Consider the following 22,403-nt stretch of genomic DNA (forward strand, 5'->3'; position numbering starts at 1 on the left):
ACTAACTCCTTTTTTATCATCTTTGGAATACGCACACTCCGTGCGCAGGCCCGTGCCAGACAGCCATTACTACCGGATTATCCGCTCCGGCAAAGGGGGGAACAGCTCGCCATTCCCCTTCAGGTAAAACAATCTCTGCGACGTCATCCGTCGCGTTCAGCGTGACCAGCCATTTATCCGACAGCAGGATTTGCAGGCGTGGTACGCCGTGTTGCCACTCTTGCGCGCTTAACGGTTGCGCGTCTTGATTCAACCAGCGAACGTTGCCGTCACCCTCTTCCCACCAGCGGTCGGCGGTCAGCGCGGGGATCTGCTGGCGAAGATGGATCAGCGCAGCGGTAAAATGAATCAGCCCGCTGTTGGCTTCACCCCAGTCGAGCCAGGTTAACGTGTTGTCCTGGCAATACGCATTGTTGTTACCGTGCTGGCTGTGGCCGTGTTCATCGCCTGCCAGCAGCATCGGCGTGCCCTGCGACAATAAAAGCGTTGTCAGCAAAGCGTGAACGCTGGCGCGTCGCCGCTCGATGACGTCCAGGCTACCGCCTAACCCTTCTATACCATGATTAAAGCTATGGTTATTGTTAGTGCCATCGCGATTCTCTTCGCCGTTTGCCTCATTGTGTTTCTGATTGAAACAAACGCAGTCCCTGAGCGTAAAACCGTCGTGTGCCGTCAACAGATTGACGGTGGCCGACGGGCGTTTGCCGTCGCGCTTAAAGAGATCGCTTGAAGCGGAAAAGCGTCCGGCGAACTCCCCCAGCGACAGATTCCGTTCCAGCCAGAAGCGGCGCGCGGCATCGCGGTAGTGATCGTTCCACTCGGCAAACAGCGGCGGGAAATTCCCGACCTGATAACCGCCTTCCCCGATGTCCCACGGCTCGGCAATGAGCTTCACCTGCGAGAGCACCGGACAGTTTTTTATCGCCTCAAACAGCGGAGCCTGCTGGCTGAACGCTGGCGTGCGCCCCATCACGGGCGCCAGATCGAAACGAAAACCGTCGACGTGGAACGTCTCCACCCAGTATTTCAGGCATTCATAAGCAAAATGCGTGACCGCCGGATGGCTGAGGTTGAGCGTGTTACCGCAGCCGGTCCAGTTCTCATAATCGCCATCCTGCCTGATCCAATAATAGCTACGGTTATCAATTCCGCGCATGGAGAGCGTCGGACCGTCGAGATCGCTTTCGGCACTGTGGTTCAGCACGACGTCCAGAATGACCTCAATGCCCGCCGTATGAAGCGCCCTCACCGCATCGCGAAACTCGTCACGCGCCTTTTCCGGATGGGCGGCATAGCGTGGCTCAAGCGCGAACATCGCCAGCGGGTTATAGCCCCAGTAGTTGCTTAGCCCCAGCCGCTGCAGGCGCGGCTCGCTGGCAAAGTGGGCGACGGGCAACAGTTCCAGCGCGGTGATGCCGAGGTGTTTCAGGTAGGCGATCATGGTTGGATGCCCGAGCGCCTTATAGGTGCCGCGCATCTCTTTGGGGATCGACGGGTGCAGGTACGTCAGCCCTTTGACGTGGGCTTCATAAATGACGGTATTGCCCCACGGCGTCTGCGGCGGGGCATCGTCTTCCCAGTCATAAAGATCGTTCACCACCACGCTTTTTGGCGCGACGGGCGCGCTGTCGCGGTGGTCGGGCTCGCCGTAGCCCACGTGGAAGAGCGGGTCGTCTTTAAACTCGCCGTCCACGCGGTGCGCGCACGGGTCGATCAGCAGCTTCGCCGGGTTAAACCAGTGCCCCTGCGCCGGAACCCACGGACCGTGTACGCGAAAGCCATAGTGCATGCCTGGCCGTCCTCCGGCCAGGTAGCCGTGCCAGGTATCCCCCGTGCGCGCGGGTAAATCGTAACGGTGCTCGTTACCTTCCCCATCAAACACGCACAGTTCTACCCGCTCAGCGTGAGCGGAAAAGAGGGTGAAATTGACACCCTTTCCGTCAAAACGCGCGCCGAGCGGTTCGGGTTTACCTGCCGTAAGCTGCGTCATTCGCCCTCCCGCATCAGCCAGATGGTGCCAAGCGGCGGCAGCGTCAGGCTCAGGGAGTTGGGTCGCCCGTGGCTTTCGATGGCATCGCTCTGGACCAGCCCGCCGTTACCGGCGTTGCTGCCGTGATAGTGCATGGAGTCGGTATTCAGGATCTCGCGCCATTTGCCCGGCTGGTTAATGCCGAAGCGGTAGTGTTCGCGCGGCACCGGCGTGAAGTTGCTGGCGACGATGATTTCGTTACCCGCTTTGTCACGACGCACAAAGACAAACACCGAGCGCTCGTGGTCGTCCACCACCAGCCACTCAAAGCCGTACGGATCGAAGTCGAGCTCGTGCAGCGCTTTGTGGTGGCGATAGGTCAGGTTCAGGTCGCGCACCAGACGCTGCACCCCGTGGTGCCAGTTGTCGCCGCCTTCAAGCAGGTGCCAGTCGAGGCTGGCGTCGTGGTTCCACTCGCGTCCCTGGGCGAACTCATTGCCCATAAACAGCAGTTTCTTGCCCGGGAAGGCAAACATCCAGCCGTAGTAGGCGCGCAGGTTGGCAAACTTCTGCCACGCGTCGCCCGGCATGCGGTCGAGAATGGATTTTTTGCCGTGCACCACTTCATCGTGCGACAGCGGCAGCATGAAGTTTTCGGTGTAGTTGTAGAGCATCCCGAACGTCAGCTTATCGTGATGATACTTACGGTGAACCGGATCCAGCTTCATGTAGTCGAGCGTGTCGTGCATCCAGCCCAGGTTCCACTTATACCAGAACCCCAGGCCGCCTGATGACGGCGGACGGGAGACGCCCGCAAAGTCGGTCGACTCTTCCGCCATAGTCACGGCACCGTCCACCTGTTCGCCGATAATGCGGTTGGTATTGCGCAGGAATTCAATCGCTTCCAGATTTTCACGGCCGCCAAACTCGTTCGGGATCCACTCGCCCTCTTTGCGGCTGTAGTCGCGGTAGATCATCGACGCCACCGCATCGACGCGCAGGGCATCAATGCCAAACCGCTCGATCCAGTACAGGGCATTCCCGACCAGGTAGTTTGCGACCTCACGGCGACCGTAGTTGTAGATCAGCGTGTTCCAGTCCTGGTGATAGCCTTCGCGCGGGTCGCTGTGCTCGTACAGCTTCGTGCCGTCAAACTCTGCCAGCGCAAAGTCATCAGACGGGAAATGGCCCGGCACCCAGTCGAGAATGACGTTCAGCCCGGCGGCGTGCGCGGCATCAATGAAATAGCGGAAGTCATCGCGGGTGCCAAAGCGGCGCGTTGGCGCATACAGCCCGGTAGGCTGATAGCCCCAGCTGCCGTCGAACGGGTGCTCGTTGACCGGCAGCAGCTCAAGGTGGGTAAAGCCCATCCATTTGGCATAGGGCACCAGCTGGTCGGCAAGCTCACGATAGCTGAGCCAGAAGTTGTTATCGGTGTGGCGACGCCAGGAGCCAAGGTGTACCTCATAGACGGAGATGGGCGCGTCAAAACGGTTGGCCTGTTTACGCTCCTCCGTCTGGACGACCTTCTCCGGCAGGCCACAAATCAGCGACGCGGTATCCGGGCGCATCTGCGCTTCGAAGGCATACGGGTCGGCTTTAATGCGCAGCTTGCCGTTGGCGTCGATCATCTCGAATTTATAAAGCTGCCCGGGGTGCGCCCCCGGGATAAACAGCTCCCAGATGCCGCTTTCCCGGCGCAGGCGCATCGGGTGGCGGCGACCGTCCCAATAGTTGAACTGGCCGACAACGGAGACGCGCTGGGCGTTAGGTGCCCACACGGAGAACCGCGTGCCGGTAATGCCGTCCATGGTATCGGCATGGGCACCCAGCGTTTCATAAGGGCGAAGATGCGTTCCTTCGGAGAGCAGCCAGGCGTCCATCTCTTTAAGCAGAGGGCCAAAGCTGTAAGGATCGTCAATCAGGTTTTGCTGACCGTGCCAGAGAACGGCGAGCTGATAGCGAAAAGGGTTTTTACGGCGGGGCATCACGCCCGAGAAAAAGCCACGGGAATCGAGGCATTCAAGATTACCGACCTTGCGGCCGGTTTTGGGTTCAATCACCCAGACTTCTGTGGCATCCGGTAACAATGCCCGAACTTCAAGGCCATCCTCAGTTTGATGCATCCCAAGCACAGAAAAGGGGTCAGCAAAATGACCCGCAATAAGCGCATTAATCACGTCTCTATCCACACGATCGGACATGGTATTCATCCTGTTTTTTATGTCGTCCTTTTTAAGCGCTCCGGGACGACTTTTAATGTGACCTGAACGGGACAGCACAAAAATGTGCATCCATTCTGCTCCGTTCGAACCTCAGGTAAGAAATGACTCTTCCTTAAAGCATAGCCAACGCTCTAGATGACTCCTGATAAAAAATAAGACATACGCGTGTTACTCCATGTAGTACGCAAAAAAAAGGGGTGAAAATCACCCCCGGTAGTTAACAAATTATTACGCCAGCTGGCGCAGCATGCGGCGCAGCGGCTCGGCGGCGCCCCACAGGAGCTGGTCGCCGACGGTGAACGCGGAGAGGTACTCCGGCCCCATGTTCAGCTTGCGCAGACGGCCAACCGGCGTGGTCAGCGTGCCGGTAACGGCAGCCGGGGTCAGCTCGCGCATGGTGATATCGCGATCGTTTGGCACCACTTTCGCCCACGGGTTGTGCGCGGCCAGCAGCTCTTCCACGGTCGGAATAGACACATCTTTTTTCAGTTTAATGGTGAAGGCCTGGCTGTGGCAGCGCAGCGCGCCGATACGCACGCACAGACCGTCAACCGGAATGGTGTTCGCGGTCGCGAGGATTTTATTGGTCTCAGCCTGGCCCTTCCACTCTTCGCGGGTCTGGCCGTTATCCAGCTGTTTGTCGATCCATGGGATCAGACCACCGGCCAGCGGTACGCCGAAGTTGTCCACCGGCAGCTCGCCGCTGCGGGTCAGCTGAGTGACCTTACGTTCGATATCAAGGATCGCGGACGCCGGGTTTGCCAGCTCGGTTGCGACACTGTGGTGCAGCTGGCCCATCTGGGTCAGCAGCTCGCGCATATGACGCGCGCCGCCGCCGGACGCCGCCTGGTAGGTCGCCACGGAGACCCACTCCACCAGATCCTGCGCGAACAGGCCGCCGAGGGACATCAGCATCAGGCTGACGGTGCAGTTACCGCCGACAAAGGTTTTCACGCCGTTGTTCAGGCCGTCGGTGATGACGCCCTGGTTCACCGGGTCGAGAATGATGATGGCATCGTCTTTCATGCGCAGCGAAGAGGCCGCGTCAATCCAGTAGCCCTGCCAGCCGCTTTCACGCAGCTTTGGATAGATTTCGTTGGTATAATCGCCGCCCTGGCACGTCACAATAATGTCGAGTGCCTTCAGCGCTTCCAGATCGTAAGCATCCTGCAACGTGCCTGTGGTACCACCAAAGGACGGAGCAGCCTGGCCGAGCTGGGAAGTGGAGAAGAAGACCGGGCGGATAGCGTCGAAATCGCGCTCTTCAACCATGCGTTGCATGAGTACAGAGCCGACCATACCGCGCCAGCCGATAAAACCAACGTTTTTCATAGCATTTTTTTCCTGCTGAGGGTGTGTGCTGATTGTGCAAGCCAGTATTGAACTGGGATATGCTTCACATTACAAAATGCTGCCAAAGTCGCAAGCGAAATTAATCGATGATTGCCCGGCAATCAGAAAAAGCGCTAATCATCGGAATAACACTACTAAGTATCAGGGATAATTTAAAGATGAGTGAAATCATTTCCGCGGCGGTTTTATTGATCCTGATTATGGATCCACTGGGAAACCTGCCTATCTTCATGTCGGTGCTGAAGCACACCGAGCCGAAGCGCCGCCGGGCGATCATGATCCGCGAGCTGCTCATCGCCCTGCTGGTGATGTTTATCTTCCTGTTTGCCGGTGAAAAAATTCTCGCGTTCCTGAACCTGCGCGCCGAAACCGTTTCGATTTCCGGCGGGATTATTCTGTTCCTGATTGCCATTAAGATGATTTTCCCGAGCGCGGAAGGCAGCAGCAGCGGCCTGCCCGCGGGTGAAGAGCCGTTTATCGTGCCGCTGGCGATTCCACTCGTCGCCGGGCCGACCATTCTGGCCACGCTGATGCTGCTGTCGCATCAGTATCCGAACCAGATGAGCCATCTGGTGATTGCCCTGCTGATCGCCTGGGGCGGGACGTTTATTATCCTGCTGCAGTCGTCGCTGTTCCTGCGCCTGCTGGGTGAGAAAGGGGTGAACGCGCTGGAACGCCTGATGGGGCTGATTCTGGTGATGATGGCAACGCAGATGTTCCTGGACGGGATCCGCGCGTGGATGAAAGGCTAGGTAAATGCAAAACGGCAATCAAAGATTGCCGTTTTTAGTGTTTGCACCCTCTCCCCGTGGGAGAGGGGCGGGGTGAGGGCATCAGGCCGCAGAGGACACATATTCGTCGGGTAGCGGCTTCGCCTTACCCGACCTACAGCAACGCCAGCCCATCTAACCCTTACGAATCAAATACCGGTACGGCAGCGCCTCGGTCTGCTGTGCCACCAGCTCATGCTCCATAAAGGTACAAAAGCCGGGAATATCGCGGGTCGTGGCCGGGTCGTCGGCAATAATCAGCAGCGTTTCACCGGTCTGCATGTTGCGCACGGTCTTACGTACCATCATTACCGGTTCCGGGCAGCGAAGGCCCTGGGCATCAAGAGTGTGGTCTGGGCTGGAAAACAGGTCGGTCATGGTCTTCTCGGTCTGGTAAAAACGGCTGTAGTTTACGCCCGGTTGCGATCAATGCAAACCAGGTTAACGATTGCGTAAAAACTAACCATTGCAATGTCCTGCCAAAGCAGTATCATGCTGCGGTTTTTATTGGGTTCCCTCACCCCAACGTATAAAAAGGTCACAATATGACGTCGTTTTCTGAATCACAGCGCGTAAAAGCGTTGTTCTGGCTTTCGCTTTTCCATTTGCTGGTGATCACCTCCAGCAACTATCTGGTGCAGCTCCCGATCTCCATCTTTGGTTTTCATACCACCTGGGGCGCATTCAGCTTCCCGTTTATTTTCCTCGCGACGGATTTGACCGTGCGTATCTTTGGCGCACCGCTGGCTCGCCGTATTATTTTTTCGGTCATGCTCCCGGCGCTGTTCATCTCGTACGTGGTTTCGTCACTGTTTTATATGGGAAGCTGGCAGGGCTTTGAGGCGTTAACCCACTTCAACCTGTTTGTTGCCCGTATCGCCGCGGCAAGCTTTATGGCCTACGCGCTGGGGCAGATCCTCGACGTGCATGTGTTTAACCGCCTGCGTCAGAATCATCGCTGGTGGATGGCGCCAACCGCCTCCACGCTGTTTGGTAACGTGAGCGATACGCTGGCCTTCTTCTTCATTGCCTTCTGGTGCAGCCCGGATGCGTTCATGGCCGAACACTGGATGGAAATCGCGCTGGTGGACTACTGCTTCAAGGTCCTTATCAGCATTGTGTTCTTCCTGCCGATGTACGGCGTGCTGCTCAATATGCTGCTGAAAAGGCTGGCAGATAAATCTGAAATCACGGCATTGCAGGCTGGTTAAGGGTTCGCTTTATCAGTTGTGATAAGATGAGCGAATGAGCCGTTATGGCCGTTTATCGAAAGGAAGAAGTCAATGCGCAATCTGGTTAAATATGTCGGGATTGGCCTGCTGGTTGTGGGTCTTGCAGCCTGTGATAACAGCGACACGAAAACGCCTGCTCAGGGCGCATCCGCAGAGAGCAACGCGACCGGCCAGCCGGTGAATCTGATGGATGGCAAACTCAGCTTCTCTCTGCCAGCCGATATGACCGATCAGAGCGGCAAGCTGGGCACCCAGGCAAATAACATGCACGTTTACTCCGATGCAACCGGGCAGAAAGCGGTCATTGTGATTGTGGGCGACGACACCAGCGAAGACCTGGCCGTCCTGTCCAAACGTCTGGAAGATCAGCAGCGCGGCCGCGATCCGCAGCTGCAGGTCGTGACCAATAAATCCATCGAGCTGAAAGGCCACACGCTGCAACAGCTCGACAGCATCATCTCCGCAAAAGGCCAGACCGCCTACTCTTCTGTGGTGCTGGGCAAGGTTGATAACAAACTGCTGACCCTGCAGATCACCCTGCCAGCAGAAGATCAGCAGAAAGCGCAGACGGCTGCTGAAAACATCATTAACACCATCGTGATCCAGTAACGCTTCACGACGATGACGTGGCCTCCGGTGCCTGCACCGGGGGCCATTTTTTTAGCCGCCACGTCAGCAGCAGGGCAATCACCACCAGACCCGCCGCGGCGAGATAGATCACCGGAACCCCTGCCCAGGACATCACCAGCCCCGCCAGCGGGCCGGTAATGCCTAAAGACATATCCATAAACACCGTATAGGTCGCCAGCGCCGCCCCCTGATTCTGCTGTGGCACGGCTTTTACCGCCACCACGCCCAGCGCCGGGAAGACCAGGGAAAAGCCTGCCCCCGCGAGGAACACGCCCACTTTCGCGACCCAGGGCACCATCGCAATTCCGGTCAGCAGCAGCCCGACAATCTCTATCGCAAAGCAGATCATCGCCACATTCAGCCCGCCAAGACGGTTGATGCCGTTAGGGAAAAGCAGGCGGGCGCCAACAAACGCACAGCTGAACAGGGTTAACGCAAAGGCTGCGCCGTCCCAGCCTTTGGCGTCGTAGAACAGGGTAATGAAGGTCGCAATCACGCCGAAGCCGGTGGTCGCCAGCGCCAGGGCCATACCGTACGGCCAGACGCGCCCCAGCACCGCCCGAAACGGCAGCGGCTTGCCTTTGCTGGCCTTCACTTTCGGACGCGGCAGCGCAAAGAGGATTGCCAGCAGCGCGACCGCCATAATGGTGATGGAAAGCCCATACAGCCCGCCAAGCGCATAGCAGGCCACGCCGAGCGGCGCTCCGAGCGCCATCGCACCGTAGGTGACAATCCCGTTCCAGGAGATCACCCGGCCAATGTGCGGCGCGCCTACCACACCCACGCCCCACAGCGTCGAGCCGGTTCCCGCCAGACTTTGCCCGATGCCAAGAATAACGCGGCCCAGGCAGAGCAGCGCCAGGCTGACCAGCGGCCAGTGGCTGGTGGTGGCAGCCAGCAGGTAGCTCAGGCCACTGAGGAAACAGCCGCACAGTCCCACCACCACGATGCTTTTTGGACCGAACGCGTCCGCGTAGCGCCCGGCATGCGGGCGGCTGAGGAGCGTGGCGAAATATTGCAGGCTAATCACCAGCCCCGCCCAGAAGGCGCTGAAGCCCATCACGTCATGGACATAGCCCGGCAGGACCGCCAGCGGCAGGCCAATGGTCAGATAGCTGGCAAAGTTGAAAATAACAACGGAAACGATGCGCAGATTGAGGCGCAGTCCGCTCAGTGCCGGTTCAGCGGCAGGTTCGGGCATGGGGTTCTACCTGGATTTTTTACAACAGTGTTTCACTATTACCACGGCGCAATAAGAAAATCAGCCCCGACTTTCAGATTAACGGTGCCAGACGAAGCGAAGCCCGGGCACTACACTTATCGGGTCATCATATTAAGGAACACGCATGATCGCTAACCCGTCCGACAAAGCAGGACTCCACATCTTATTAAAACTCGCCTGTCTGGTGGTTATCCTTGCGGGTATCCATGCTGCCGCTGACATTATTGTTCAGCTCCTGCTGGCGCTCTTTTTTGCCATCGTGCTTAATCCTCTGGTCACCTGGTTTTTACGCCGGGGCGTCAGCCGTCCGGTAGCCATCACCATCGTGGTTATTGTCATGCTGATTGGACTGACGGCGCTCTTCGGCGTGCTGGCGGCATCGCTGAGCGAATTCTCCACCATGCTGCCGCAGTACAACAAAGAGCTGACGCGTAAAATTGTCGCGCTGCAGGAGATGGTGCCATTCCTCAATCTGCATATCTCACCCGAACGGATGCTGCGCAGGATGGACTCCGAGAAGGTCATGACCTACGCCACCACCTTGATGACGGGGCTTTCCGGCGCGATGGCCAGCATTCTGCTGCTGGTCATGACCGTTGTGTTTATGCTGTTCGAAGTCCGCCACGTCCCCTATAAGCTGCGCTTTGCGCTGAACAATCCGCAAATTCACATTGCCGGGTTACACCGGGCCCTGAAGGGCGTCTCCAAATATCTGGCGCTGAAAACGCTCCTGAGCGTCTGGACCGGGGTGATTGTCTGGCTGGGGCTGATGCTGATGGACGTGCAGTTCGCGCTGATGTGGGGCGTGCTGGCCTTTCTGCTGAACTACGTGCCCAATATTGGCGCGGTGCTTTCCGCCGTGCCGCCGATGATTCAGGCGTTTCTGTTTAACGGTTTCTACGAATGCATGCTGGTCGGCGCGCTGTTCCTCGTCGTGCATATGGTGCTGGGCAATATTCTTGAACCGCGCATGATGGGACACCGTCTGGGCATGTCGACGCTGGTGGTGTTTTTATCCTTACTGGTTTGGGGATGGCTGCTGGGCCCGGTCGGTATGCTGCTGTCGGTCCCCCTGACCAGCGTATGTAAAATCTGGATGGAAACCACCAAAGGCGGCAGCAAGCTGGCGATCCTGCTCGGGCCGGGGAGGCCGAAAAGCCGGTTACCCGGCTAACCGACCTACCTGTACAGGTAGGTTTAAACCGTCAGTAATACACCGTAAATTACCGCGTCCCTAATCCGTCGCGGTATTTTTATTTGCGTTAAGGCGATACTCATTCTGTTTTTAATTACGCCGCGCGCATTACGTTGAAACGCAACTCATGATTTAACGCAAATTATAAAAAATGAAATTCTTATTTATTTTCCATGTTATTATGCCCGTCTTCGCGTCAACGTAATGTAAACATTAATATTGATTAAAAAATACACCCAGCGATAACAAAAAGCCGGATGAATATTATTTGTAAAAAACACTACCTTTAATTGTTATTATTGATATGGAGTTGTTGATGAAAAAGATCGTTAAATGGTGTGCTGCTGCCGTATTCGTTGGCGCACTGGCAGGCTGTGCGCGTACCGCCCCAATTGCTCAGGTTCACTCTATTGTAAGCGCGGGCCATACTGCCGATCAGGTAAAAACGGCAATTTTGAAAGCAGGCCAAAAACGCGACTGGATCATGACGGAAACCGGCCCGGGAATGATTAAGGGGCGTCTGCAGTCACGCGATCACTCCGTCCAGGTAAGTATTCCGTACACGGCCACAAGCTATTCAATCAACTATGAAAACAGCCTTAACCTGAAAGCGGCAGACGGTAAAATTCACAAAAATTATAACCGTTGGGTAAATAACCTCGACCACGATATTCAGCTGAACCTCTCCGCTGGCGCCGCGCTGTAATATTTTTCTAAAGTCGGGCCGCGTATGGCCCGATAACCTCTTTTTATTAGCCTCAAAGGTTACGCAGGAATGTACGAAAAGGACACACTCAGCGCACTGGATGCCATTACCGAAGCGCAACGCATCGCCTTTGCCCCGATGTTATTCCAGACTGCGCTTTGTCTGCGTAACTCAGGCGTTCTCGCCTGGCTCGATAAACAAGGTAAAGCGGGGGCAAGCCTCGACGAAATAACCGAACACAGCACGCTCGGCAGCTATGGCGTCAGCGTACTGCTGGATATGGGATTAAGCGGTCGAATTGTTACCCAACAGAATGGACGTTATTTCCTGGCGAAAGTGGGCCATTTTTTACTGCACGACGAAATGACCCGCGTAAATATGGATTTCACCCAGGACGTTTGTTATCAGGGGCTATTTCACCTGGCGGACGCCCTGCAGGAGGAAAAACCTGCCGGATTAGCCGTGTTTGGCAACTGGCCAACCATCTACCCGGCGTTATCCCAATTACCTGCTCCGGCGAAAGAGAGCTGGTTCGCCTTCGATCATTACTATTCTGACGCCGCTTTTGACGCTGCGTTGCCATATATATTCGCAAGCTCGCCGACAAAATTGTACGATGTGGGCGGAAATACGGGTAAATGGTCGTTACGCTGCTGCCGCTATGACAAAAATGTTGCCGTGACGATCCTCGATCTGCCGCAGCAGATAGCGCTGGCGCAGGAAAACATCGCAAAAGCAGGTTTTTCTCATCGTATTGCATTCCATGCTGTCGATATGCTTAGCCCAGCAACATTGCCGGGTGACGCCGACGTCTGGTGGATGAGCCAGTTCCTGGATTGTTTCTCTCCGGATCAGATTGTCGCCATGCTGACGCGCGTCGCACAGGCCATGAAGCCAGGCGCACGTTTGTGCATCATGGAGCTTTTCTGGGATGCTCAGAAATTTGAAGCAGCCTCTTTCAGCCTGAATGCCACCTCGCTCTATTTCACCTGTATGGCGAATGGCAATAGCCGGTTTTACAGCGTAGAGAAGTTCTATCGCTACCTGGAGAGCGCAGGTTTCAGCGTTGAACAGCGGCTGGACAACCTTGGGGTCGGTCATACCCTGCTGATATGCACCAAACGTGAACAATAGAGCAGCTTAGCTGCCGGGTGGACCAGTCTGCCCTTTGAATACGGTTTTTTTCGCGGACGCGCGTAGATGAAATTTTCACTGAACATTATCGACTGGCAGGCGAGAGCGCCAGGACTCAGCGATGCCACAGATTGGCAGGCATGGTCGCGCCTGCAGCTGGCCGTTGACCCAGCGGCCCCGCTTCCCCGCCTGACCGCTTTACCCATGATGACCGCGCGCCGCCTCAATTCAGGCAGTAAGCTGGCGGTGGATATTGGTCTGGCCATGCTGCAAAACCACGCCATTGATGCCGTCGTCTATTCCAGCCGCCACGGCGAGCTGGAGCGCAACTACCGTATTCTGCATGCTCTGGCGACCGGGCAGTCCGTTTCACCCACCGACTTCGCGATGTCCGTGCACAATTCCGCGGTCGGTAATCTCACGATCACCGCACGCCAGGCCATCGTCTCGTCATCCATTTCTGCCGGGCTGGACACCTTCCAGCAGGCCCTATGTGAAGTGCTGAGCCTGCTGCATGCGGGCTATTCCCGCGTCCTGCTGGTCGATTTTGACGGCGCGCTGCCGGAATTTTACCATCCGGCGCTACCGCCGCAGATGCCCACCTGGCCCTACGCGCTGGCGCTGGTGATTGAATCCGGCAACGGAATGCAGTGTGAAACCCGCAGCGGCAGCACGGGTGAAGAACCCGCCCTGCCGCAAAGCCTGATGTTCCTGCAGCGCTATCTCAGCGAGGAACGTCAGTTTGCGGTGCCCGGCGAACGTTTGCTGTGGCAATGGACGCGCGCATGAACCGCCTGGCTGCCCGTATCAACTGGTTATGGCGTCTGGTGATGACCGGCTTCTGCTTCGCGCTGTTTGGCGTGGGCGGGCTGCTGCTGTCGCTGGTCTGGTTCAACCTGCTGCTGATCGTCCAGCGCGACCGCGCCAGCCGTCGCCGCCTGGCGCGTCGCAGCATTGCGGCCAGCTTCCGCTTCTTCCTGACCGTTGCGCGCGGCCTCGGCGTACTGGACTATCGCATTCACAATCTTGACGCGCTGCGCAGCGATCGGGGTTGTCTGGTGGTGGCTAACCACCCCACGTTAATTGACTACGTGATTCTGGCGTCGGTGATGCCCGAAACCGACTGTCTGGTGAAAAGCGCGCTGCTGCGCAATCCCTTTGTCAGCGGCGTTATCCGCGCGGCGGATTATCTGATTAACAGCGAAGCCGAGCCCCTGCTCGCGGCCAGCCAGCAGCGTCTGGCTCAGGGCGACACGCTGTTAATCTTCCCGGAAGGCACGCGTACCCGGTTTGGCGAGGCTATCTCCCTCCAGCGCGGCGCGGCAAATATCGCCGTGCGCTGTAACAGCGATCTGCGGGTGGTGCTGATCCACTGTAGCGAACACCTGCTGGATAAAAAAAGTCACTGGTATGATGTACCGCCAGAAAAACCTGTTTTCACCGTGGATGTCCGCGACCGCGTGAACATCGACGAATTTTACGATGCAAATGAACAAGAACCGGCGCTGGCGGCAAGGCAGTTAAACCGGCATCTGCAGCATCGATTAACATCAGGCCTTCAATCTTTGTCAGGAATTAATGATGCAAGCGCTTTATCTTGAAATTAAGAATCTCATTATCACCACGCTGAATCTGGACGAGCTTACCGCAGAGGATATTGATACCGATGCCGCGCTGTTTGGCGATGGGCTGGGTCTGGACTCCATTGACGCGCTGGAACTGGGTCTGGCGGTAAAAAACCAGTATGGCGTGGTGCTTTCTGCCGAAAGCGAAGAGATGCGCCAGCACTTCTTTTCCGTCGCCACGCTGGCGTCCTTTATCAACGCTCAACGCGCCTGAGATGTAAACGATGACTGAACAAGAAACCATTTATCAGGAAGTCTGCGGCCTTCTGACCAAGCTCTTTGAAATCGACCCGCAGGACATTACGCCCGAAGCCCGTCTTTACGAAGACCTGGAGCTGGACAGCATTGATGCGGTGGACATGATTGTTCATCTGCAGAAGAAAACGGGCAAGAAAATCAAGCCGGAAACCTTCAAGTCGGTTCGTACCGTTCAGGATGTGGTAGACGCCGTCGAACAGCTTCTGCGCGAAGAGTAAGACGTCGTGCGTGGTGGACGGACGTTCCCGGTCATCCCACTGCTGACGGGGCTGATGCTGCTGGCGTGGCCCTTCCTGATTGGATTTGGGCTGACGCACAACAGCCTGCAGTGGCTGTTGCCGGTGATGGCGCTGGTATTGCTGCTGCGGCTGCGCCAGGCGCGGCGGAACGCTGGCCCGATGCGGTATGTGGTGCAGTGCGTCGCGCTCGCGGGCATCGTGCTCTGCGCGGCAAGCTACCTGCTGAAAACCCACCAGTGGCTGCTGTTCTACCCGGTGGTCGTCAACCTTGTGATGCTGGCCGTGTTCGGCGGTTCACTGTGGACCGCGATGCCGCTGGTCGAACGGCTGGCGCGCTTGCGCGAGCCAAACCTGCCCCCGGAGGGCGTGCGCTATACCCGCAAGGTGACCCTCGTCTGGTGCGGCTTTTTCATCGGAAACGGCGCGATGGCGCTGTTCACCGTGCTCCACGGCGACATGCATCTGTGGACGCTGTGGAACGGTATGGTGGCCTACATCCTGATGGGAACGCTGATGGCGACCGAGTGGCTGGTGCGCCAGCGGGTGATAAAAAAAGAGATGCACAATGACTAATCCCCTTCCGCTGGGCCAGTGGTTAAACGCGCCCCGCCCTGATGACATGCCCGTTGCCTGGCTTGACGATCGTACCTGGACGCTGGGCCAGCTGCGCCACGACGTGACCTTGCTGGTCGACACTCTGCATCAGCAGGAAGGCGAGCGCTGGGCGCTGTGCTTTGAAAACAGCTACCTGTTTATCGTTGCGCTGCTGGCCTCGCTGCACGCCGGTAAAACGCCGGTCATCCCCGGCCATAGCCGCGTCTCGCAGCTTGAAGAACAGCAGGCGTTGTTTAGCGGCGTTCTGAGCGATCGCTCTCTCGATTTCCATGGCAAGCTGATTGTGGTGGCCTCCAGCCATCAGACCGCTCGCCGCTGGGCGCCCCTGCCGGCCATTGACGAAAGCCGCTTCGTTGAACTGTTCACCTCCGGCTCAACGGGTACCCCGCGCCGGGTGATTAAGCACATCGTCAGCCTGGATCGCGAAGCCCGTCTGCTGGCTGACCGCTTCGGCGAGCGGCTGACCGGCTGTAGCATTGTCGCCTCGGTCGTACCGCAACATCTGTACGGCCTGACATTCCGCATCGTCTTGCCGATGGCGCTGGGCCTGCCGCTGCATGCCGCGATGCTCTACTACGCCGAGCAGCTGGCCGCCCTTCCTCATGACCGGCATTACCTGTTCATCAGCAGCCCGGCGTTCCTGAAGCGCCTGGATACGGAGCTGCCCGCGCCGCCCGTCAGAATGCTGATTTCAGCAGGCGGAATGCTGCCGTGGTGTGACGTTTCCACCACCGCGGGCTGGCTTAACATCTGCCCGGATGAAATTTATGGCAGCACCGAAACCGGCATCCTCGCCTGGCGCCATCGCCAGCAGGATAACGTCCCGTGGCTGGCCTTCCCCGGCGTTATCTTCCATCAGGAAGATGACGCCTGTCGCGTCACGTCGCCACTGATCCACGAGGCTGAAGGACTCCAGCTGGACGATATCCTGCACTTCGACAGCGAGGGGCTATTCAGCATCGCCGGTCGTCGCGGGCGGGTGGTCAAAATTGAAGAAAAGCGCATCTCGCTTAACGAGATCGAACGTCGCCTGCTGGAGCTCGACGGCATTTGCGAAGCGGCTGCGCTACCGGTCACGCGCGGAGGCCGTCAGGGGATTGGCGCACTGCTGGTCCTGGATGAAGCGGTTCGCCAGCGCGGCTATATGCAGGATAAAAAAGCGCAGGAGTTCGCCTGGCGTCGCGCCCTGCTGCCGTGGCTTGAGCCGGTCGCCGTTCCGCGCTACTGGCGCATTGTCGATGAAATGCCGGTAAACAGTATGAACAAGCGTGTCTATGCGCAGCTAGAGGAGTTATTTCATGAAAATTCATGAAATTGAGCGCCACCAGACACAGCCGGAGAAGCTGGAAATCATTTTGCATCTCGACGCGGCGCTGTTCTGGTTTCAGGGCCATTTTGCCGTACAACCGCTGCTGCCCGGCGTTGCGCAGCTTGACTGGGTGATGCACTACGCCACGACGTTACTGGCGCCGGGCTACCGCTTTCACAGCATACAAAACGTGAAGTTCCAGGCGCCTCTGCTGCCGGAAACCACGGTGACGCTGGTGCTTGAGTGGCATGCCGAACGTCAGATGCTGACCTTCAGCTACCAGCGTCACGCCGGGGCGGAGCGCCATACCGCCAGCAGCGGGAAAATTCGGCTATGTCAGTAATCTTCCGCCCCTGCGTGCTGATCCCGTGCTACAACCACGGCGCCATGATCGCCCGCGTGCTGTCGCGTCTGGCACCGTTCGGCCTGCCGTGCCTAGTGGTGGATGACGGCAGCGAAGCGAGCACCCGTCAGGAGCTCGAGCGCCTGGCGGCGGAGCAGCCGCAGGTAACGCTGGTCCGCCTGGCGCAAAACGCCGGAAAAGGTGCCGCGGTCATCAGGGGGCTGGAGGAGTGCGCGCGCGCGGGCTATACCCATGCCGTGCAGGTGGACGCGGACGGTCAACACGCCATCGAAGATATCCCCAAACTGCTGGCGCTGGCGGAGCGCCACCCGGACGCGCTGATTTCCGGCCAGCCCATTTACGATGATTCCATTCCGCGCTCGCGACTCTACGGACGCTGGGTAACCCACGTCTGGGTGTGGATTGAGACCTTATCCCTGCAGCTTAAAGACAGCATGTGCGGCTTTCGGGTCTACCCGGTCTCGCCCACGCTGCGCCTGGCAGCGCGTGAAACGCTCGGCAAACGGATGGACTTTGACACCGAAGTGATGGTCCGTCTTTACTGGCAGGGTAACACCAGCGTCTTTCTGCCGACCCGCGTCACCTACCCGCAGGACGGGTTGTCCCACTTCGACGCGTTAAAAGATAACGTGCGGATCTCCCTAATGCATACCCGGCTGTTCTTCGGCATGCTGCCCCGCATGCCCGGCCTGCTTTTCCGTCGACGCCGCCAGCACTGGGCGCAGCAGGACGAGGTCAAAGGCCTGTGGGGCATGCGCCTGATGCTGCGCGTCTGGAAGCTGATGGGGCGGCGGGCCTTTACCGTGCTGCTGTGGCCGGTCATCGGCGTGTACTGGCTTATCGCACGTCCGGCGCGGCAGGCCTCGCGGCAGTGGATTGGGAGAGTGAAGCAAGAACTGCGTCAGCGGAACATACCCGTTCCCCCGCGGCTCAACAGCTTTTTCCATTTCATGCGCTTCGGCAACGCGATGCTGGATAAAGTCGCCAGCTGGCGCGGTGAGCTGCAGTTTGATCGCGACGTGGTCTTTGCCCCCGGCGCGAGCGAAACGCTTAATATCGCGGCGCCGCAGGGCAAGCTGCTGCTGGCCTCGCATCTTGGCGACGTAGAGGCCTGCCGGGCGCTGGCCCAGCTGGACGGCAGCAAAACTATCACCGCCCTGGTCTTCAGCGAAAACGCCCGGCGCTTTAAGCAAATCATGAGCGAAATGGCGCCCCAGGCGGGCGTGAATTTGATGTCGGTTACCGACATCGGCCCGGACACCGCGATTGCCATCAAAGAGAAGCTTGAGCGGGGAGAATGGGTCGCGATTGTGGGCGACCGCATCGCGGTGAATCCGCAGCGTGGCGGCGAGTGGCGGGTGATCTGGAGCCCGTTCATGGGCCAGCCAGCGCCATTCCCACAGGGGCCGTTTATCCTGGCCTCCATCCTGCGCTGCCCGGTGGTGCTGATTTTTGCCCTGCGCCAGCAGGGTAAGCTCGTCCTGCACAGCGAACCGTTTGCCGACCCGCTGCGCCTGCCGCGCGGCGAACGCCAGCAGGCGTTGCAGGAGACCGTCGATCGCTACGCGCAGCGGCTGGAGCATTACGCCCTCATGTCGCCGCTCGACTGGTTTAATTTTTTCGATTTCTGGCATCTGCCAGAGTCCAGAGAGAAGGAGTAAAGGGTGCTGACCGATCCCCGCTTTACGACTGAAGTTGAGATCACCGTTCCGTTCCACGACGTCGATATGATGGGCGTGGTCTGGCACGGTAACTATTTCCGCTACTTTGAGATCGCCCGCGAGGCGCTGCTCAATCAGTTTGACTATGGCTATCGCCAGATGAAGGCCTCCGGCTACGTCTGGCCCGTCGTCGATACCCGGGTGAAATACCGCGATGCGGTGACCTTTGAGCAACGTATTCGCGTCCGCGCGCACGTTGAAGAGTATGAAAACCGCCTGCGCATTGCCTATCAAATTTTCGATGCGCAGACCGGCAAACGCACCACCACCGGTTACACCATCCAGGTAGCGGTGGAAGAAGCCACCCGCGAGATGTGCTTTGTGAGCCCGGCAATACTGTTTGAACGAATGGGAGTGACGCCATGAAATGGTGGCCTTTGCTGGCGCTGATCGTCAGCCCGCTGGTCAGCGCCGTGACGCTGGATGAACTGCAGCAGCGCTTCACCGGGCAGCCCGTCGTGCGCGCGCACTTCGAACAGGTTCGCACCATAAAAGATATGCCGCAGCCGCTGCGCTCGCAGGGCGAGATGCTGATCGCCCGCGACAGCGGCCTGCTGTGGGACCAAAAAGCGCCGTTTCCGATGACGCTCCTGCTCGATGACAAGCGGATGGTTCAGGCCATTAACGGCCAGCCGCCGCAGACCGTCACCGCCGACAATAATCCGCAGATGTTCCAGTTCAACCATCTTCTGCGGGCCCTGTTCCAGGCCGACCGCAGGGTGCTTGAAGAGAACTTCCGCATCGATTTTAAAGACCTGGGCGCGGGCCGCTGGTCGCTGGTGCTTACGCCAAAAACGACGCCGCTGGACAAGATTTTCGCCACCCTCGATCTGGGCGGCGCGACCTATCTGGAGACGATTCGCCTCAACGATAAACAGGGCGACCTTACCGATATCGCCCTTTCACGCCACCAACTGACGCCCGCCAGCCTGACCGATGACGAACGCCAACGCTTTGCCGCACCGTAAATCCCTGCGCCCGGCGCTGCTGTGGGCCACGCTATGCCTGATTCTGCTGGGCGTGCTGCTGTCGCTGCTGCCCGGCGCGCGTCTGAACAGCAGCGTGCTGGCCATGCTGCCGAAGCAGACGCTGGGGGCGATCCCGCCGGCGCTCAACGACGGGTTTATGCAGCGTCTCGACCGCCAGCTGGTCTGGCTGGTCAGCCCCGGCAAAGAGCCCGATCCGCGCGTGGCGCAGCAGTGGCTGGCGCTGCTGCAAAGCAGCGATTCGCTCAGCGAGGTCAAAGGCCCGATGGACGCCGCCGGGCAAAAGGCCTGGGGAGAGTTCTTCTGGCAGCACCGAAATGGCCTGATCGATCCCGCCACCCGCGCCCGCCTGCAAAACGGCGGAGAAGCGCAGGCGCAGTGGATTTTATCTCAGCTCTATTCGGCCTTTTCCGGCGTCAGCGGCAAAGAGCTGCAAAACGATCCCCTGATGCTGATGCGCGGCTCGCAGCTCGCTCTGGCGCAAAACGGCCAGAAGCTGCGGCTGATGGACGGCTGGCTGGTCACACAGGATGAGGCGGGAAACTACTGGTATCTGCTGCACGGCGAGCTGGCGGGCTCGTCATTTGATATGCAGCAGACCCACCGGCTGGTGACGACGCTTAACGCGCTGCAGGAGAGGCTAAAAGCGCGTTACCCCCAGGCGCAGCTGCTTTCGCGCGGGACCGTGTTCTACAGCGATTACGCCAGCCAGCAGGCCAAACGCGACGTCTCGACGCTGGGCATCGCCACCCTGCTTGGCGTGTTCCTGCTCATCGTCGCGGTGTTCCGCTCTCTGCGCCCGCTGCTGCTGAGCGTGCTCTCGATTGCCATCGGCGCGCTGGCGGGCACGGTGGTGACGCTGCTGCTCTTTGGCGAACTGCACCTGATGACGCTGGTGATGAGCATGAGCATCATCGGTATTTCAGCCGACTACACGCTCTACTACCTGACCGAACGGATGGTGCACGGCGCGGAATATTCCCCCTGGCAAAGCCTGGCCAAGGTACGCAATGCGCTGCTGCTGGCGCTGCTGACGACCGTCGCCGCCTACCTGATTATGATGCTGGCCCCCTTCCCCGGGATCCGCCAGATGGCGGTGTTCGCCGCCGTGGGGCTGAGCGCCTCCTGCCTGACGGTGATTTTCTGGCATCCGTGGCTGTGCCGGGGTTTACCGGTGCGCCCGGTTCCGCTGATGGTTATCATGCTGCGCTGGCTGGCCGCGTGGCGACGCAATAAAAAATTGTCCGTGGGTTTGCCCGTCGCGCTGGCGCTGCTCTCCGCCGTGGGGATGAGCACCCTGAGGGTGGACGACGACATCGCACAGCTGCAGGCGCTGCCGAAAAATATTCTGGCGCAGGAGAAGGCCATTACCGCCCTGACCGGACAGAGCGTCGATCAGAAATGGTTTGTGGTTCATGGCGCCTCGCCTCAGCAAACGCTGGAACGGCTGGAAGCCTTTACCCCGGCGCTGGCACAGGCGCAGAAAGTCGGAGAGATCGCCCGCTGGCGTACGCTGCCGCTGAACTCGCTGGCGCGCCAGAAAAGCGATCTGAAGCTGCTGCGCGAGGCTGCCCCTGCGGTAACTAACGTGCTGAAAAGCGCCGGGCTCAACGCCGTATCCCCGAATCTCGACGCCATGCCGGTCAGCGTGGACGCGTGGCTTGAAAGCCCGGCCAGCGAAGGCTGGCGTCTGCTCTGGCTGACCCTGCCCAACGGGGAAAGCGGCGTGCTGGTGCCGGTGGACGGCGCGAAAAACAGCGCTTACCTCGGTGAACTGGCCGCGCGCCATGACGGCGTCGTCTGGGTCGATCGCAAAGCCAGCTTTGACAGCCTGTTTGCCCTCTACCGCACGCTGCTGACGGGGCTACTGTTTGCCGCGCTGGCAGTGATTGCCTGCGGGGCGATGCTGCGCCTCGGCTTGCGTAAAGGGCTGATAAGCCTGGTGCCGTCCGTGCTGTCGCTGAGCTGCGGCCTGGCGGTGCTGGCCGTAACGGGCCACCCGGTGAATCTGTTCTCACTGCTGGCGCTGGTACTGGTGCTCGGCATTGGCATTAACTACACGCTGTTTTTCAGCAACCCGCGCGGTACGCCACTGACCTCGATGCTGGCGATTACGCTGGCCATGATGACCACGCTGCTGACGCTGGGCATGCTCGTCTTCAGCGCCACCCAGGCCATCAGCAGCTTTGGCATCGTGCTGGTGAGCGGTATTTTTACCGCCTTCCTGCTGGCTCCGCTGGCGATGCCGGATAAGAAAGAGAGAAAACGTAAATGAACGCTTTTTACCGCGCCGTTGCGCTGGCCGCGGCGCTGCTGCTGGCAGGCTGCAGCCATTCGACCGATACCAAAGAGACGCGGCCTCAGGCCTGGCTCCAGCCGGGCACCAGAGTGACGCTGCCGCCGCCCGGCATCAGCCCGGCGGTAAGCTCCCAGCAGCTGCTGACCGGCAGCTTTAACGGACAAACGCAGTCCCTGCTGGTGATGCTCAACGCGGATGCGCATAAGGTCACGCTGGCCGGGCTCTCTTCCGTGGGCATTCGCCTGTTCCTGGCGACGTACGATGAGACCGGTATTCATACCGAGCAGTCGATCGTCGTGCCGCAGTTGCCGCCCGCCAGCCAGGTGCTGGCCGACGTGATGCTCAGCCACTGGCCGATTAGCGTCTGGCAGCCGCAGTTGCCGAAGGGCTGGACGTTAACGGACAATGGCGATCGGCGCGAGCTGCGTAACGCCAGCGGCAAGCTGGTGACGGAGATTGTCTACCTGCAGCGCAAAGGCAAGCGCGAGCCGATCAGCATCGAGCAACACGTCTTTAAATACCACATCACCATTCAATATCTGGGTGACTGA

Annotated in this window: 23 protein-coding genes; 18 read left to right on the plus strand and 5 right to left on the minus strand. The window is 58.8% G+C overall.

Annotated elements, in window-relative coordinates:
- Positions 1–16 precede the first annotated feature (16 nt).
- The 3 genes from glgX to asd all read right to left on the minus strand — a co-directional run bounded on the left by glgX (position 17) and on the right by asd (position 5,526).
- Complete coding sequence (gene glgX, locus FOY96_RS20510; protein ID WP_143347656.1) at positions 17–1,990, minus strand: glycogen debranching protein GlgX; 1,974 nt, start codon at positions 1,988–1,990, stop codon at positions 17–19.
- Positions 1,987–4,173, minus strand: a complete 2,187-nt coding sequence (gene glgB / locus FOY96_RS20515; protein ID WP_045403403.1) for a 1,4-alpha-glucan branching enzyme — start codon at positions 4,171–4,173, stop codon at positions 1,987–1,989. Before glgB ends, glgX begins: the two co-directional genes overlap by 4 nt.
- Positions 4,174–4,422: 249 nt before the next feature.
- Positions 4,423–5,526, minus strand: coding sequence for an aspartate-semialdehyde dehydrogenase (gene asd / locus FOY96_RS20520; protein ID WP_032662235.1), 1,104 nt, complete (start codon positions 5,524–5,526; stop codon positions 4,423–4,425).
- 179 nt (positions 5,527–5,705) lie between these two features.
- On the opposite strand from asd, the gene yhgN reads away from it, so the two are divergent.
- Positions 5,706–6,299: an NAAT family transporter YhgN gene (gene yhgN / locus FOY96_RS20525; RefSeq protein ID WP_003861574.1), complete on the plus strand. Its 594-nt coding sequence runs from the start codon at positions 5,706–5,708 to the stop codon at positions 6,297–6,299.
- A gap of 153 nt (positions 6,300–6,452) precedes the next feature.
- Here yhgN and tusA read toward each other — a convergent pair whose 3' ends face one another.
- On the minus strand, positions 6,453–6,695 hold the full coding sequence (tusA, locus tag FOY96_RS20530) for a sulfurtransferase TusA (RefSeq protein ID WP_008503071.1): 243 nt from the start codon (positions 6,693–6,695) through the stop codon (positions 6,453–6,455).
- Positions 6,696–6,862: 167 nt separating this feature from the next.
- On the opposite strand from tusA, the gene FOY96_RS20535 reads away from it, so the two are divergent.
- Positions 6,863–7,528: a 7-cyano-7-deazaguanine/7-aminomethyl-7-deazaguanine transporter gene (locus FOY96_RS20535; protein ID WP_143347657.1), complete on the plus strand. Its 666-nt coding sequence runs from the start codon at positions 6,863–6,865 to the stop codon at positions 7,526–7,528.
- A 72-nt stretch (positions 7,529–7,600) separates the two neighbouring features.
- On the plus strand, positions 7,601–8,158 hold the full coding sequence (locus FOY96_RS20540; RefSeq protein ID WP_023309515.1) for a DcrB family lipoprotein: 558 nt from the start codon (positions 7,601–7,603) through the stop codon (positions 8,156–8,158).
- 4 nt (positions 8,159–8,162) lie between these two features.
- Here FOY96_RS20540 and FOY96_RS20545 read toward each other — a convergent pair whose 3' ends face one another.
- On the minus strand, positions 8,163–9,380 hold the full coding sequence (locus FOY96_RS20545; RefSeq protein WP_143347658.1) for an MFS transporter: 1,218 nt from the start codon (positions 9,378–9,380) through the stop codon (positions 8,163–8,165).
- 145 nt (positions 9,381–9,525) lie between these two features.
- On the opposite strand from FOY96_RS20545, the gene FOY96_RS20550 reads away from it, so the two are divergent.
- The 15 genes from FOY96_RS20550 (at position 9,526) to FOY96_RS20620 (ending at position 22,403) form a co-directional block, all read left to right on the plus strand.
- Positions 9,526–10,575, plus strand: a complete 1,050-nt coding sequence (locus FOY96_RS20550; RefSeq protein WP_032662225.1) for an AI-2E family transporter — start codon at positions 9,526–9,528, stop codon at positions 10,573–10,575.
- A 337-nt stretch (positions 10,576–10,912) separates the two neighbouring features.
- Positions 10,913–11,302, plus strand: a complete 390-nt coding sequence (locus tag FOY96_RS20555; protein WP_023309518.1) for a lipoprotein — start codon at positions 10,913–10,915, stop codon at positions 11,300–11,302.
- Between the two features lie 69 nt (positions 11,303–11,371).
- Entirely contained in the window at positions 11,372–12,436 is a 1,065-nt protein-coding gene (locus tag FOY96_RS20560) for a methyltransferase (protein WP_143347659.1), read from the plus strand.
- A gap of 66 nt (positions 12,437–12,502) precedes the next feature.
- Positions 12,503–13,225: a beta-ketoacyl synthase chain length factor gene (locus tag FOY96_RS20565; protein WP_143347660.1), complete on the plus strand. Its 723-nt coding sequence runs from the start codon at positions 12,503–12,505 to the stop codon at positions 13,223–13,225.
- Positions 13,222–14,037 (plus strand): lysophospholipid acyltransferase family protein, encoded by an 816-nt coding sequence (locus FOY96_RS20570; RefSeq protein WP_033146839.1) that lies wholly within the window; start codon positions 13,222–13,224, stop codon positions 14,035–14,037. Before FOY96_RS20565 ends, FOY96_RS20570 begins: the two co-directional genes overlap by 4 nt.
- Positions 14,018–14,275, plus strand: coding sequence for a phosphopantetheine-binding protein (locus FOY96_RS20575; RefSeq protein WP_008503081.1), 258 nt, complete (start codon positions 14,018–14,020; stop codon positions 14,273–14,275). The genes FOY96_RS20570 and FOY96_RS20575 overlap by 20 nt, the downstream gene beginning before the upstream one ends.
- Positions 14,276–14,285: 10 nt before the next feature.
- Positions 14,286–14,537, plus strand: a complete 252-nt coding sequence (locus FOY96_RS20580) for an acyl carrier protein (protein ID WP_024908875.1) — start codon at positions 14,286–14,288, stop codon at positions 14,535–14,537.
- A 6-nt stretch (positions 14,538–14,543) separates the two neighbouring features.
- The gene (locus tag FOY96_RS20585) at positions 14,544–15,131 is read left to right on the plus strand and encodes a COG4648 family protein (RefSeq protein ID WP_143347661.1); all 588 of its coding nucleotides are present in this window, start codon (positions 14,544–14,546) and stop codon (positions 15,129–15,131) included.
- Positions 15,124–16,485, plus strand: coding sequence for an AMP-binding protein (locus FOY96_RS20590; protein WP_143347662.1), 1,362 nt, complete (start codon positions 15,124–15,126; stop codon positions 16,483–16,485). Before FOY96_RS20585 ends, FOY96_RS20590 begins: the two co-directional genes overlap by 8 nt.
- Entirely contained in the window at positions 16,472–16,825 is a 354-nt protein-coding gene (locus tag FOY96_RS20595) for an ApeI family dehydratase (RefSeq protein ID WP_033146841.1), read from the plus strand. The genes FOY96_RS20590 and FOY96_RS20595 overlap by 14 nt, the downstream gene beginning before the upstream one ends.
- Entirely contained in the window at positions 16,816–18,507 is a 1,692-nt protein-coding gene (locus FOY96_RS20600; RefSeq protein WP_143347663.1) for a glycosyltransferase family 2 protein, read from the plus strand. Before FOY96_RS20595 ends, FOY96_RS20600 begins: the two co-directional genes overlap by 10 nt.
- Before the next feature lie 3 nt (positions 18,508–18,510).
- On the plus strand, positions 18,511–18,933 hold the full coding sequence (locus FOY96_RS20605; RefSeq protein ID WP_023309526.1) for an acyl-CoA thioesterase: 423 nt from the start codon (positions 18,511–18,513) through the stop codon (positions 18,931–18,933).
- Positions 18,930–19,535, plus strand: coding sequence for an outer membrane lipoprotein carrier protein LolA (locus tag FOY96_RS20610; protein ID WP_143347664.1), 606 nt, complete (start codon positions 18,930–18,932; stop codon positions 19,533–19,535). Before FOY96_RS20605 ends, FOY96_RS20610 begins: the two co-directional genes overlap by 4 nt.
- Complete coding sequence (locus FOY96_RS20615) at positions 19,504–21,828, plus strand: MMPL family transporter (RefSeq protein ID WP_143347665.1); 2,325 nt, start codon at positions 19,504–19,506, stop codon at positions 21,826–21,828. The genes FOY96_RS20610 and FOY96_RS20615 overlap by 32 nt, the downstream gene beginning before the upstream one ends.
- Positions 21,825–22,403, plus strand: a complete 579-nt coding sequence (locus FOY96_RS20620) for a DUF3261 domain-containing protein (protein WP_047059874.1) — start codon at positions 21,825–21,827, stop codon at positions 22,401–22,403. Before FOY96_RS20615 ends, FOY96_RS20620 begins: the two co-directional genes overlap by 4 nt.

The organism is Enterobacter asburiae, assembly GCF_007035645.1.
GTDB classification, from domain to species: Bacteria; Pseudomonadota; Gammaproteobacteria; order Enterobacterales; family Enterobacteriaceae; genus Enterobacter; species Enterobacter asburiae_B.

Coding starts and splice junctions, on each gene's coding strand:
- FOY96_RS20590 (WP_143347662.1), top strand. CDS start 15,124: ATGACTAATCCCCTTCCGCTGGGCCAGTGGTTAAACGCGCCCCGCCCT.
- FOY96_RS20615 (WP_143347665.1), top strand. CDS start 19,504: ATGACGAACGCCAACGCTTTGCCGCACCGTAAATCCCTGCGCCCGGCG.
- yhgN (WP_003861574.1), top strand. CDS start 5,706: ATGAGTGAAATCATTTCCGCGGCGGTTTTATTGATCCTGATTATGGAT.
- FOY96_RS20580 (WP_024908875.1), top strand. CDS start 14,286: ATGACTGAACAAGAAACCATTTATCAGGAAGTCTGCGGCCTTCTGACC.
- FOY96_RS20595 (WP_033146841.1), top strand. CDS start 16,472: ATGAAAATTCATGAAATTGAGCGCCACCAGACACAGCCGGAGAAGCTG.
- FOY96_RS20600 (WP_143347663.1), top strand. CDS start 16,816: ATGTCAGTAATCTTCCGCCCCTGCGTGCTGATCCCGTGCTACAACCAC.
- FOY96_RS20565 (WP_143347660.1), top strand. CDS start 12,503: ATGAAATTTTCACTGAACATTATCGACTGGCAGGCGAGAGCGCCAGGA.
- FOY96_RS20570 (WP_033146839.1), top strand. CDS start 13,222: ATGAACCGCCTGGCTGCCCGTATCAACTGGTTATGGCGTCTGGTGATG.
- FOY96_RS20610 (WP_143347664.1), top strand. CDS start 18,930: ATGAAATGGTGGCCTTTGCTGGCGCTGATCGTCAGCCCGCTGGTCAGC.
- FOY96_RS20550 (WP_032662225.1), top strand. CDS start 9,526: ATGATCGCTAACCCGTCCGACAAAGCAGGACTCCACATCTTATTAAAA.
- FOY96_RS20535 (WP_143347657.1), top strand. CDS start 6,863: ATGACGTCGTTTTCTGAATCACAGCGCGTAAAAGCGTTGTTCTGGCTT.
- glgB (WP_045403403.1), bottom strand. CDS start 4,173: ATGTCCGATCGTGTGGATAGAGACGTGATTAATGCGCTTATTGCGGGT.
- FOY96_RS20540 (WP_023309515.1), top strand. CDS start 7,601: ATGCGCAATCTGGTTAAATATGTCGGGATTGGCCTGCTGGTTGTGGGT.
- FOY96_RS20545 (WP_143347658.1), bottom strand. CDS start 9,380: ATGCCCGAACCTGCCGCTGAACCGGCACTGAGCGGACTGCGCCTCAAT.
- tusA (WP_008503071.1), bottom strand. CDS start 6,695: ATGACCGACCTGTTTTCCAGCCCAGACCACACTCTTGATGCCCAGGGC.
- FOY96_RS20575 (WP_008503081.1), top strand. CDS start 14,018: ATGCAAGCGCTTTATCTTGAAATTAAGAATCTCATTATCACCACGCTG.
- FOY96_RS20555 (WP_023309518.1), top strand. CDS start 10,913: ATGAAAAAGATCGTTAAATGGTGTGCTGCTGCCGTATTCGTTGGCGCA.
- glgX (WP_143347656.1), bottom strand. CDS start 1,990: ATGACGCAGCTTACGGCAGGTAAACCCGAACCGCTCGGCGCGCGTTTT.
- FOY96_RS20620 (WP_047059874.1), top strand. CDS start 21,825: ATGAACGCTTTTTACCGCGCCGTTGCGCTGGCCGCGGCGCTGCTGCTG.
- FOY96_RS20560 (WP_143347659.1), top strand. CDS start 11,372: ATGTACGAAAAGGACACACTCAGCGCACTGGATGCCATTACCGAAGCG.
- asd (WP_032662235.1), bottom strand. CDS start 5,526: ATGAAAAACGTTGGTTTTATCGGCTGGCGCGGTATGGTCGGCTCTGTA.